General features: G+C 71.8%; 11 protein-coding genes. 10 read left to right on the forward strand and 1 reads right to left on the reverse strand.

Annotated elements, in window-relative coordinates; all coding sequences use genetic code 11:
• The first annotated feature begins 148 nt into the window (after positions 1-148).
• The 9 genes from pyrH (at position 149) to H9640_RS10160 (ending at position 9,182) form a co-directional block, all read left to right on the forward strand.
• Entirely contained in the window at positions 149-883 is a 735-nt protein-coding gene (pyrH, locus tag H9640_RS10120; protein ID WP_191790593.1) for a UMP kinase, read from the forward strand.
• A 102-nt stretch (positions 884-985) separates the two neighbouring features.
• On the forward strand, positions 986-1,543 hold the full coding sequence (frr, locus tag H9640_RS10125) for a ribosome recycling factor (RefSeq protein ID WP_030150600.1): 558 nt from the start codon (positions 986-988) through the stop codon (positions 1,541-1,543).
• A gap of 21 nt (positions 1,544-1,564) precedes the next feature.
• Positions 1,565-2,410 carry a phosphatidate cytidylyltransferase gene (locus H9640_RS10130; RefSeq protein ID WP_191790594.1) on the forward strand — a complete coding sequence of 282 codons (846 nt, stop codon included), beginning with the start codon at positions 1,565-1,567 and terminating at the stop codon, positions 2,408-2,410.
• 156 nt (positions 2,411-2,566) lie between these two features.
• Positions 2,567-3,703 carry a 23S rRNA (adenine(2503)-C(2))-methyltransferase RlmN gene (gene rlmN, locus H9640_RS10135; protein WP_191790595.1) on the forward strand — a complete coding sequence of 379 codons (1,137 nt, stop codon included), beginning with the start codon at positions 2,567-2,569 and terminating at the stop codon, positions 3,701-3,703.
• Positions 3,700-4,251 carry a DivIVA domain-containing protein gene (locus tag H9640_RS10140; RefSeq protein WP_191790596.1) on the forward strand — a complete coding sequence of 184 codons (552 nt, stop codon included), beginning with the start codon at positions 3,700-3,702 and terminating at the stop codon, positions 4,249-4,251. Before rlmN ends, H9640_RS10140 begins: the two co-directional genes overlap by 4 nt.
• A gap of 70 nt (positions 4,252-4,321) precedes the next feature.
• The gene (gene dxr, locus H9640_RS10145; protein ID WP_191790597.1) at positions 4,322-5,506 is read left to right on the forward strand and encodes a 1-deoxy-D-xylulose-5-phosphate reductoisomerase; all 1,185 of its coding nucleotides are present in this window, start codon (positions 4,322-4,324) and stop codon (positions 5,504-5,506) included.
• Between the two features lie 132 nt (positions 5,507-5,638).
• Positions 5,639-6,949, forward strand: a complete 1,311-nt coding sequence (locus tag H9640_RS10150) for a M50 family metallopeptidase (protein WP_191790598.1) — start codon at positions 5,639-5,641, stop codon at positions 6,947-6,949.
• 129 nt (positions 6,950-7,078) lie between these two features.
• Positions 7,079-8,218: a flavodoxin-dependent (E)-4-hydroxy-3-methylbut-2-enyl-diphosphate synthase gene (gene ispG, locus H9640_RS10155; RefSeq protein ID WP_030150594.1), complete on the forward strand. Its 1,140-nt coding sequence runs from the start codon at positions 7,079-7,081 to the stop codon at positions 8,216-8,218.
• A gap of 10 nt (positions 8,219-8,228) precedes the next feature.
• Positions 8,229-9,182 (forward strand): GNAT family N-acetyltransferase, encoded by a 954-nt coding sequence (locus tag H9640_RS10160; protein ID WP_191790599.1) that lies wholly within the window; start codon positions 8,229-8,231, stop codon positions 9,180-9,182.
• 3 nt (positions 9,183-9,185) lie between these two features.
• On the opposite strand, the gene H9640_RS10165 is transcribed toward H9640_RS10160, so the two are convergent.
• Entirely contained in the window at positions 9,186-10,076 is an 891-nt protein-coding gene (locus tag H9640_RS10165) for an Fpg/Nei family DNA glycosylase (protein WP_191790600.1), read from the reverse strand.
• A gap of 125 nt (positions 10,077-10,201) precedes the next feature.
• On the opposite strand from H9640_RS10165, the gene H9640_RS10170 reads away from it, so the two are divergent.
• Positions 10,202-12,055 carry a proline--tRNA ligase gene (locus H9640_RS10170; protein ID WP_225226995.1) on the forward strand — a complete coding sequence of 618 codons (1,854 nt, stop codon included), beginning with the start codon at positions 10,202-10,204 and terminating at the stop codon, positions 12,053-12,055.
• Positions 12,056-12,109: the final 54 nt, after the last annotated feature.

Genomic DNA, 12,109 nt, shown 5'->3' on the forward strand with positions numbered 1-12,109 from the left:
GCCGCGGGGCGCGGGGCCCACCGCGCACCGGGACCCGGTGGGTCCCGGTGCACACGCACCACCCGGGGACGACGAGCACGACCGTCCCCGGTACGTCCTGGGGCAGACCCCGGGAGATCGGAACGACGAAGGACAGGTGGCTCGGCACATGGGCGACAAGATCGAGACCAAGACCCCCGCACGTCGGGTGCTGCTCAAGCTCTCCGGGGAGACCTTCGGGGGCGGACAGATCGGCCTCGCGCCGGACGTCGTGCAGCGGGTGGCCGGCGAGATCGCCGATGCCGTCCGTCAGGGCGTCGAGGTCGCCATCGTCGTCGGTGGCGGCAACTTCTTCCGCGGCGCCGAGCTCTCCCAGCGCGGCCTCGACCGCGCCCGCGCCGACTACATGGGCATGCTGGGCACGGTCATGAACTGCCTCGCGCTCCAGGACTTCCTCGAGCAGGCCGGGGTCGACACCCGCGTGCAGACCGCGATCACCATGGGGCAGGTCGCCGAGCCGTACATCCCGCTGCGCGCGATCCGCCACCTGGAGAAGGGCCGTGTCGTGATCTTCGGCGCGGGAGCGGGCATGCCGTACTTCTCGACCGACACCGTCTCCGCCCAGCGCGCCCTCGAGACGCACTGCCAGGAGGTCCTCATGGGCAAGAACGGTGTCGACGGTGTCTACACCGCGGACCCGCGCACCAACCCGGACGCCGTGAAGCTCGACCACCTGACGTACACCGACGCGCTCGTCAAGGACCTGGCGGTCATGGATGCCACCGCCCTGAGCCTGTGCCGCGACAACGACGTGACGATGCGGGTCTTCGGGATGAGCGAGCCGGGCAACGTGACCCGCGCGCTGCTGGGGGACAATATCGGGACACTGGTCACGACGAACTGACCGGACGACCGACGAACGACCCGGACCGCGCCGCGAACCCGGGTGCGCCGCCCCGTGCGGCGCAGGACGGCTAGCCCAGCAACGCACGACGAAGGAGCACTGGTGATCGACGAGACCCTCCTCGAGGCCGAAGAGAAGATGGACAAGGCGATCGAGGTCGCCAAGGAGGACTTCGCGAACATTCGCACGGGACGTGCGAGCGGCGCGATGTTCAACAAGATCACGGTCGAGTACTACGGCGCTCCGACGCCGCTCCAGCAGCTCGCCTCGTTCAACACGCCCGAGGCCCGCACGATCGTGATCTCGCCCTTCGACAAGACCGCGCTCAGCGCGATCGAGAAGGCCATCCGGGACTCGGACCTCGGGGTGAACCCCAGCAACGACGGCAACATCATCCGGGTGGTGCTCCCCGTGCTCACGGAGGAGCGTCGCCGCGACTACGTGAAGCTCGCCAAGGGCAAGGCCGAGGACGCGCGCGTCTCGGTGCGCAACGTGCGCCGCCGTGCCAAGGAGCAGCTCGACCGCATCGTCAAGGACGGCGAGGCGGGCGAGGACGAGGGCACGCGCGCCGAGAAGGAGCTCGAGGCACTCACGAAGAGCCACGTCGACACGATCGACGCGCTCCTCGCCGGCAAGGAGAGCGAGCTCCTCGAGGTCTGATGCAGAAGTCCGAACGCACCGATGACAAGTGATGCGGTCGCGTCCCGGCCCCGGCGCACGCCGAAGGCCGGACGCGACCTGCCCAAGGCGATCTCCGTCGGGGTCGGGCTCCTCGTCCTGGTGGGGGCCTCGCTGGCCTTCCGCCCGGAGCCTTTCGTGCTGCTGGCGACCGCCGCGGTCGGGGCTGCGCTGTGGGAGCTGAAGCAGGCGTTCCTGCGCCGCGACATCCACCTGCCGCTCCTGCCGCTCCTGGTGGGGGCTGCGGGAATCCTGATCTCGTCGTACTACTCGGGCCCCGAGGCCCTCATGGTCTCGTTCGTGCTGACCGTGGCGGGCGTCGTGGTCTGGCGGGTCATCGACGGCTCGGGCACGGCCGCGGTGCGCGACGCGGCCGCGGGGACCTTCGCGACGGCCTACCTGCCGTTCATGGCGGGGTTCGTCATGATGATGCTCGCGAACCCGGACAACGGCCGGATCCAGGTCCTGCTGTTCATCCTGCTGGCGGTGTCGAACGACGTCGGCGGGTACGTCGCCGGGGTCCTGTTCGGCCGTCATCCGCTGGCTCCCTCGATCAGTCCCAAGAAGAGCTGGGAGGGCCTGGCGGGCTCGTTCGTCCTGGCGACGGCGATCGGTGTCGTGGGCGCGGTCTACGGGCTCGGCGCGAGCCCCGTGATCGGTGTCGCGCTCGGCATCATGGTGCCGCTCACGGCGACCGTGGGGGACCTGGCCGAGTCGATGATCAAGCGCGACCTAGAATTGAAGGACATGGGGTCCCTCCTGCCGGGGCACGGCGGCGTCCTCGACCGCCTGGACTCCATGCTCCTGACCGCTCCGTTCGTGTACCTGCTGCTCTCCGTCTCGCTCTGAGGCGCGGCCCGCGAGGGCCAGGGCAGGGCGCGGGCGCACGCGCGCGTGCCGGACCGCGTGAGAACGCACCGGCACGCTCGCACGAGCGCACCTGACGCGTCGACCCGGCGCGGTGCGCTGACCTGCTCCACCCGCTCCAACCTCTGGATCCTTCTCATGTCTGTTCGCCCGTCCGTCGAATCGAAGCCGCTGCCGCTCGTCATGTCGGCACCTCGTCGCGGGAAGCCCCCGCGCCACTTCGCCGACCTCTCCCCGGAGGAGCGCACGGCCGCGGTCGTCGAGCTGGGGGAGAAGCCCTTCCGCGCCAAGCAGCTCGCGACGCACTACTACGCGCACTACACGAACGACGCCGAGGACATGACCGACCTCCCCCAGGCGACGCGGAAGCTGCTCGTGGAGAACCTCATGCCGCCGCTCCTCACCCCGGCGCGCGTCATGCAGGCCGACGGCGGGACGACCGTCAAGACGCTCTGGAAGCTCTTCGACGCGGCCAAGGTCGAGTCGGTCCTGATGCGCTACCCGAACCGGTCGACGCTGTGCGTCTCGAGCCAGGCCGGGTGCGGCATGGCGTGCCCCTTCTGCGCGACGGGCCAGCTCGGCCTGACGCGCAACCTGTCGACCGCGGAGATCGTCGAGCAGGTGCGCTCGGCCGCGAAGTCGCTCGCCGACGGCGACATCCCCGGCGGCCCGGCCCGGCTCAACAACCTGGTCTTCATGGGCATGGGCGAGCCGATGGCCAACTACAAGGCCGTCATGGGCACGATCCGGCAGCTCGTCGCGCCCGCCCCCGAGGGCCTGGGCATGTCGGCGCGCAACATCACGGTCTCGACCGTGGGGCTGGTCCCGGCGATGAACAAGCTGTCGGCCGAGGGCATCCCGGTCACGCTCGCGCTCTCGCTGCACGCCCCCGACGACGACCTGCGCAGCGAGCTGGTCCCGATCAACACCCGGTGGTCGGTCGACGAGACCCTGGACGCCGCTCGCAACTACTTCGAGGTCACGGGCCGGCGCGTCAGCATCGAGTACGCGCTCATCAAGGACATGAACGACCACGCGTGGCGTGCGGACCTGCTGGGCGAGAAGCTCACGGCTCGTGGCTCGGGCTGGGTGCACGTGAACCCCATCCCGCTGAACCCGACGCCGGGCTCGATCTGGACGGCGAGCGAGCGCGAGGTGGAGGACGAGTTCGTGGCTCGCTTGCGCGGGCACGGGATTCCGACCACTATTCGTGACACACGCGGCAGTGACATCGATGGTGCGTGCGGGCAGCTGGCAGCTGAGGAGGAAGAGTGAGTGCGTTGTTCAGCACCGTCTCGAAGGTGCGCAACGGGTACGACCCGGAAGAGGTTGACGAGTTCTTCGACCACGCACGTCAGGTCTACGAGGGCAAGAAGCCGGAGCGCCTGACGAGCACGGACATCCAGGTCTCGATGTTCGACCTGGTCCGCGGCGGGTACGACACCCACGAGGTCGACGCGGCCCTCGATCGCCTGGAGGGGGCTTTCATCGCCCGTCAGCGTGCCGAGTACGTCGCGGTCAACGGCCAGCAGGCCTGGATGAACGCTCTGGCCGAGCGGGCGCGCAGCCTGTACGGCCGTCTGGGGCGTCCTGACGGCGAGCGCTTCGCGCCTGCGGCTCGCGGCGAGTGGGGCTACGACATGGACGACGTCGACGACCTGTGCGACCGTCTCGTGGCGTACTTCGACCGCCAGGAGCCCATCACGGCTGCCGAGATCCGCAACTCGACGTTCGCTCGCCGTCGCGGCAAGGACGGCTACGCCGAGGGGCCCGTGGACGCGTTCTTCGCCCGGGCCATCGAGGTGCTGCTCGGCGTCGAGTGAGGCCCTCGGTGCGGCCTGCCCGACGACGCAGCGCGCCTCGGGCGCTCCGCGCACCTGGGAGGATGTCCCCATGAGTCTGCGCAGCGTGACCCTCCTCGGGTCGACCGGATCCATCGGCACCCAGGCGATCGACGTGATCGCACGTCACCCCGACCGGTTCCGGGTGGACGCGATCTCGGCCGGTGGCGCGAACGCCGAGCTCCTCGCCCAGCAGGCGGTCGCGCTCGGTGTGCGACGTGTCGGGGTCGCGGACCCTGCTCGGGCCGTGGAGGTCGAGGCCGCGCTGGCCGCGAGGGCCTCGCGCGCCGGCGCTCCGGCGGTCGAGGTGCTGGTCGGCCCGGACGCGGCGACCGAGCTCGCGGGGGCTGGTTCCGACGTCGTGCTCAACGGCATCACGGGGTCGGTGGGCCTCGGCCCCACGCTCGCCGCGCTCGGCGCGGGCTCGACGCTCGCGCTGGCCAACAAGGAGTCGCTCGTCGTGGGGGGCGTGCTCGTCCAGGACGCGAGGCAGCGTCCGGACCAGATCGTCCCGGTCGACTCGGAGCACTCGGCGATCGCGCAGGCCCTGCGCTCAGGGCGCCGCGAGGAGGTGCGCCGGCTCGTGCTGACGGCGTCGGGCGGCCCGTTCCGCGGCTGGGCACGTGACGACGTCAAGGCCGTCTCCCCGCAGCAGGCGCTCGCGCACCCGACGTGGGCCATGGGGCCGGTCGTCACGATCAACTCGGCGACGCTCATGAACAAGGGCCTGGAGCTCATCGAGGCGCACCTGCTGTTCGACGTGCCGACCGACGAGATCGCCGTCGTGGTGCATCCGCAGTCCGTCGTGCACTCGATGGTCGAGTTCGTGGACGGCTCGACCATCGCGCAGGCGTCCCCGCCGGACATGCGCCTGCCGATCGCGCTCGGCCTGAGCTGGCCGGACCGCCTGGGGGAGGTCGCCGCGGGCTGCGACTGGTCGAGCGCCACGGCGTGGACGTTCGAGCCGCTCGACGAGGCGCTCTTCCCGGCCGTCGGGCTTGCCCGGGAGGCGGCGTCGGCCTCCGCGACGCACCCTGCGGTGTACAACGCGGCCAACGAGGAGTGCGTCGCGGCGTTCCTGGAGGGCCGGATCGGTTTCCTGGACATCGTCGCGACGGTCGAGCGCGTCCTCGGAGAGCACCGGGGAACCTCGCGGGCGGCGGTCACGTTGGACGACGTGACGGCGGCGGAGACGTGGGCCCGGGCGCGGGCCCACGAGATCCTCGCCCGCCGCTGAGCCCGGGGCCCTGGTGGCGTCCCACGGGGCCTCCCGCCCCTGAGGGTCCTCAGGCCGCCCGCAGGAAGCGGCGGTAGGTTCGGGCACTCAGCACTGGTCTTCTTCTCGCAGCACCCCTGAACGGAGCTCCTCATGGCCGCGGTGATCGGCATCCTCGTCGTGCTGGTCGGCATCCTCGTGTCGATCGCCCTGCACGAGGTCGGGCACATGGTCCCGGCGAAGAAGTTCGGGGTCCGGGTGAGCCACTACTTCGTCGGCTTCGGGCCCACCCTCTGGTCGCGGACCCGGGGCGAGACCGAGTACGGGCTCAAGGCGATCCCGCTCGGTGGTTACGTGCGCCTCGTGGGCATGTACCCGCCCGCGCCTCCCGGCGCGAAGCAGTCGGACGGCTTCTTCGGCCGCATGGTGCAGGACGCCCGCGAGATGAGCGCCGAGGAGATCCTTCCCGGGCAGGAGCCGCGCGCGTTCTACAACCTCTCGGTGCCCAAGAAGGTCGTCGTGATGTTCGGTGGACCGTTCATGAACCTCGTGATCGCGTTCGTGCTCATGACCGTCGTCCTGGTCGGGATCGGTTCGCCGCAGGCGACCACGACGGTCGCGACGGTGCCTGCGTGCGTGACGCCCGCCGCGGCACCGGCGGACTACGAGTGCACGACGACCGACCCTGCGACCCCCGCCGCGGAGGCGGGGATCGAGCCGGGAGACACGGTCGTGTCGTTCGACGGCGAACCGGTCACGTCCTGGGACTCGCTGGTCGGCAAGATCACGGGCGCGGCGGGACAGACGGTCCCGGTCGTGGTCGAGCGCGCGGGGGAGCGTGTCACGCTCGAGATCACGCCGACCGAGGTCGACCGTCCGGTCGTCGGGGACGACGGGCAGTACGTGACGGACGACGACGGCGAGCCCGTGCTCAAGCCCGCGGGCTACGTCGGGATCGCCCCGACCCAGGAACGGGTCTCGGAGCCGCTCAGCGCGGTGCCGGAGGCCATCTGGGCGCAGGTCTCGGGGACGGCAGCGGTCATCGTCGAGCTGCCGGCCAAGCTGGTCGACGTGGTGCAGTCCACGTTCGGCGGCGAGGAGCGTGACCCTGCCTCCGTCATGGGGCCGGTGGGCGTGGGGCGGATCGCGGTCGACGTGGTGGGCGCGGACCAGGTCGACGTGGTCGACCGGGTGGCGACCATGCTGAGCCTCCTGGCGGCGCTCAACATCGCCCTCTTCGCGTTCAACCTCATCCCGCTGCCGCCTCTCGACGGCGGGCACATCGCGGGCGCGCTGTACGAGGGGGCCAAGCGGCAGGTCGCCACGGTCCGCGGCCGTCCGCGCCCCGCGCACGCGGACGTCGCGAAGCTGGTCCCCCTGGGGCTGGCGATGTGGGTCGTCCTGCTCGGCATGGGGGTGCTGCTGATCTACGCGGACATCGTCAACCCGATCCGCATCACCTGACCTGCGCCTGCGGTCCCGTGAAGATCTCGCGAAGAGTCGTGTGCGGAGCGGGGCGGGGAACGGCGTCGGGCGCGGCCGGGGGGTCGGACGGGGGATACTAGGTGCGTGAGCGTACCCATCAGCCTCGGCATGCCAGCAGCACCTCCGCCGGTCCTCGCGCCGCGCCGCAAGACGCGCAAGATCAAGGTCGGCAAGGTCGACGTCGGCGGCGACGCCCCCGTGAGCGTCCAGTCGATGACCACGACCCCGACCACGGACATCAACGCGACCCTCCAGCAGATCGCCGAGCTGACCGCGTCCGGCTGCGACATCGTGCGGGTCGCGGTGCCGAGCCAGGACGACGCGCTCGCGCTGCCGGCGATCGCGAGGAAGTCCCAGATCCCCGTCATCGCCGACATCCACTTCCAGCCGAAGTACGTGTTCGCGGCGATCGACGCGGGCTGCGCCGCGGTGCGCGTGAACCCGGGCAACATCCGCAAGTTCGACGACCAGGTCAAGGAGATCGCCCGCGCCGCCGCGGACGCGGGCACCTCGATCCGCATCGGCGTGAACGCGGGCTCGCTCGACCCCCGCCTGCTCGCGAAGTACGGCAAGGCCACGCCGGAGGCGCTCGTCGAGTCGGCGGTCTGGGAGGCGTCGCTGTTCGAGGAGCACGGCTTCCACGACTTCAAGATCTCGGTCAAGCACAACGATCCCGTGGTCATGGTGCGGGCCTACGAGCTGCTCTCCGAGCGCGGCGACTGGCCCCTGCACCTCGGCGTGACCGAGGCGGGCCCCGCGTTCCAGGGCACCATCAAGTCGGCCACGGCCTTCGGCGCGCTGCTGAGCAAGGGCATCGGCGACACGATCCGTGTCTCGCTCTCGGCCCCGCCGGTCGAGGAGGTCAAGGTCGGCATCCAGATCCTGCAGTCGCTCAACCTGCGACCACGCAAGCTGGAGATCGTCTCGTGCCCGTCGTGCGGCCGTGCCCAGGTGGACGTCTACACGCTCGCCGAGAAGGTCACCGCGGGACTCGAGGGCATGGAGGTCCCGCTGCGCGTCGCGGTCATGGGCTGTGTCGTGAACGGCCCGGGTGAGGCTCGTGAGGCGGACCTCGGCGTCGCGTCGGGCAACGGCAAGGGGCAGATCTTCGTCAAGGGCGAGGTCGTCAAGACCGTGCCCGAGTCGATGATCGTCGAGACGCTCATCGAAGAGGCGATGCGGATCGCCGAGACCATGACGCCGGAGAACGACGCACAGGCCGGTCCGCCCGTCGTCACCGTCGGCTGAGTCGACGGCCATGGCGCGCTGGCACCCTCCGGGGCCGTGGTCCCGGCCGCAGGCTGCCCGGGTCCTGGGCGATGCGGACGTCGCGGAGGCGCTGCGGGTGTGCGCCCTGGACCCTGTGGGGTCGGTGCTCGCGGCCTCTCGCATCGTCGAGGCAGCCCGGCTCTCGCAGAGCGGGGGTCAGGTCTGGGGCTTTCCTGTCCAGGGGCCTCTCGTGGCGATCTGCTGGGCGGGGGCCAACCTGGTACCGGTCGTCCCGTCGGAGGGGGACCGGGCGGAGGCGCTCGACGCCTTCGCCGCGCTCGCGCGCCGGTTCGGGCGTCGTGCGTCGTCGATCGTGGGCGAGCGTCCTGCTGCCCTGGGCCTGTGGGACCGCCTGGCGGAGCACTGGCCGGCGGCCCGGGACGTCCGGGACGACCAGCCGTCCCTCATGATCGACCGGGCGCCCGACGTCGAGCCGGACCCGTCGGTCCGCCGGTCGGTGCCGGCCGAGCTGCCGCTGGTCCTGCCGGCGTGCGTGCGCATGTTCGTCGAGGAGGTCGGGTACTCGCCGGTCGCCGCGGGCGGCAACGCGTACGCGGACCGTGTGCGGGGCCTGATCACGTCGGGGCGCTCGTTCGTGCGGGTCGACGGTGGTGCGGCGGCCTCCCCGCCGCCCCCCGGGTCGGGGGCTCCGCTCGCGCACGACCCGCTGGCCGGTCTCGCGCCCGAGCGCGTCGTGGTGTTCAAGGCCGAGCTCGGGGCGGTCACGCCCGAGGTCGCGCAGGTGCAGGGCGTCTGGGTCGACCCCCGGTTCCGGGGTCGGCGCCTGTCCGAGTCGGGCATGGCCGCGGTCGTGGAGATCACGCGCCGCGAGATCGCGCCGATCGTCTCGCTCTACGTCAACGCGTACAACGAGCGTGCGCTCGCGACGTATCGGCGCGTCGGGTTCGAGCAGGTCGGGACGTTCGCGACCGTCCTGTTCTGAGGCCTACTTCAGGAGCTTCGACATGCGCCGGTCCGCGAGGACCTGGCCACCGGTCTGGCAGGTGGCGCAGTACTGCAGGCTCCGGTCGGCGAACGAGACCTCGCGCACGACGTCCCCGCACACCGGGCAGGCCTCGCCCGTGCGCCCGTGCACGCGCATGCCGCGCCGCTTGGCGTCCTTGAGCTCGGCCGCCGGCCTGCCCGACGACGTCGCGACGGCCTCGGTGAGCACGCCCCGGACCGCGTCGTGCAGGTGGGCCACGTCGTCGGCGTCGAGGCTGCGGGTCAGGCGGAACGGGCTGGTCCGGGCGGCGTGCAGTATCTCGTCGGAGTAGGCGTTCCCGATCCCGGCGATCAGGCGCTGGTCGCGCAGCAGTCCCTTGATCTGCTGGTTGCGGGCGCCCAGCAGCTCGGCCAGCCGCTCGCGCGTGAAGTCGGGTCCCAGGGGCTCGACGCCCAGGGTCGCGATCGCGGGCACCTCGGTCGGGTCGTGGACCAGGTGGACCGCGAGCCGCTTGCGGGTGCCGGCCTCGGTGAGGTCGAACCCCGACCCGTCGTCGAGACGGATCCGCAGCGCGAGCACGGCTCGCACGCCGCCGCGGCTCGACGTGGGGCGCACGGGCGTCGTCGGCGCGTCCTCGGACCAGCGCAACCACCCCGCCCGGGCGAGGTGGAAGACCAGGTGGAGCTCGTCGTCGGGCACCGTGACCGCGAGGTCGAGCCACTTGCCGTGGCGCGCGGCCCCCGTGACCGTGCCGCCCACCAGGGCGGACAGCGGGGGAGAGAACGTCTTGAGGGCCACGATCGAGGCCAGGTCCGCCGCCACGACGACGCGACCCGTCGCGCGCTCGTCGAGGAATCGGACGAGCGCCTCGACCTCGGGCAGCTCGGGCACGGTTCCATGGTGCCCGTTCGGGCGCCGGTACGCACCGGCGGCGTCCCGTGGGCGACGGGGTCCCGCGAGCGGGCAGGGCGCAGACCCTGCGGGGGAGCGGTGCCCGCGACGGTAGGATCGGGCCCATGTCTTCAGCCTCCAGCCGGGTGGTCGGTCCCCCCGTCAAGCCCCTCAAGATGACCTCCCTGTTCCTGCGGACGCTGCGCGAGGACCCGGTCGACGCCGAGGTCGCGAGCCACAAGCTCCTCGTGCGCGCCGGCTACATCCGTCGTGCCGCCCCCGGCATCTACACCTGGCTCCCGCTGGGTCTGCGCGTGCTCGCCAAGGTCGAGGCGATCGTCCGCGAGGAGATGGAGGACGCGGGCGGCCAGGAGGTCCACTTCCCGGCGCTGCTGCCGCGCGAGCCCTACGAGGCCACGGGCCGCTGGGACGAGTACGGGGCGAACCTGTTCCGCCTCACGGACCGCAAGGACGGCGACTACCTGCTCGCGCCCACGCACGAGGAGATGTTCACGCTCCTCGTCAAGGACATGTACTCGTCCTACAAGGAGCTGCCGCTCACGCTGTTCCAGATCCAGACGAAGTACCGCGACGAGGCACGCCCGCGCGCGGGCCTCATCCGTGGCCGCGAGTTCATCATGAAGGACGCGTACTCGTTCGACGTGACCGAGGAGGGGCTCGAGGCCTCGTACCAGAACCAGCGTGCCGCCTACCAGCGGATCTTCACGCGCCTGGGCCTCGAGTACGTGATCGTGGCCGCGACGTCCGGGGCCATGGGCGGCTCGCGCAGCGAGGAGTTCCTCAACCCGACCGCGATCGGCGAGGACACGTTCGTGCGCTCGCCCGGCGGCTACGCGGCCAACGTCGAGGCCGTCGTCACGCCCGTGCCCGAGGCCCTGCCCTTCGACGACGCGCCCGCGGCGCACGTCGAGGACACGCCGGACACCCCGACGATCGACTCGCTCGTCGCGCTCGCCAACGCGCGCTTCCCGCGCCCCGACCGCGAGTGGACGGCGGCCGACACGCTCAAGAACGTCGTGCTCGCGCTCACGCACCCGGACGGGCGCCGCGAGGTGCTCGTCGTGGGCCTGCCCGGTGACCGCGAGGTCGACCTCAAGCGCCTCGAGGCGTCGGTCGAGCCCGCCGAGGTCGAGCCCGCGGGCGAGACCGACTTCGCCGCGCACCCCGAGCTCGTCAAGGGGTACATCGGGCCCGAGGTGCTCGGCCCGCAGGGCCCCCAGGTGACCGTGCCGGCCGAGGGCAAGACGCCCGAGACGTCGCACTCGGCCGTGCGCTACCTCCTGGACCCGCGTGTCGTCGAGGGCACGCGCTGGATCACGGGCGCGAACCAGCACGGCAGGCACGTGTTCGACCTGGTCGCCGGGCGTGACTTCACGGCCGACGGCACGATCGAGGCCGCCGAGGTCCGTGCGGGCGACCCCGCGCCCGACGGCTCGGGCCCGCTCGAGCTCGCGCGCGGCATCGAGATCGGCCACATCTTCGCGCTGGGACGCAAGTACGCGCAGGCCCTGGGCCTGACGGTCCTCGACGAGAACGGCAAGCAGGTCGTCGTGACCATGGGCTCGTACGGGATCGGCGTGACGCGCGCGCTCGCCGCGCTGGCCGAGGCGAACCACGACGAGGCAGGCCTCGCGTGGCCCGCGCACGTCGCCCCCATGCACGTCCAGGTGGTCGCCACGGGCAAGGACCAGGCGGTCTTCGAGGCCGCCGCGTCGCTCACGGCCGAGCTCTCGGCACGCGGCGTGGAGGTCCTGTACGACGACCGCCCCAAGGTCTCGCCCGGCGTGAAGTTCAAGGACGCCGAGCTCCTGGGCGCCCCGCTCGTCGTGGTCGTGGGTCGTGGGCTCGCGGACGGCGTCGTCGAGGTGCGCCCGCGCCAGGGCGGCGAGGCCGTGCAGGTGCCGGTCGCCGACGTGGTCGACCTCGTGACCGACCAGGTCGCCGAGCTGCTCGCGTAAGCTCGCGGCAGACGCGGGGGGGGGGGGGGGGGGGGGGGGGGGGGGGGGGGGGGG

The organism is Oerskovia gallyi, from assembly GCF_014836745.1.
GTDB classification, from domain to species: domain Bacteria; phylum Actinomycetota; class Actinomycetes; order Actinomycetales; family Cellulomonadaceae; genus Oerskovia; species Oerskovia paurometabola.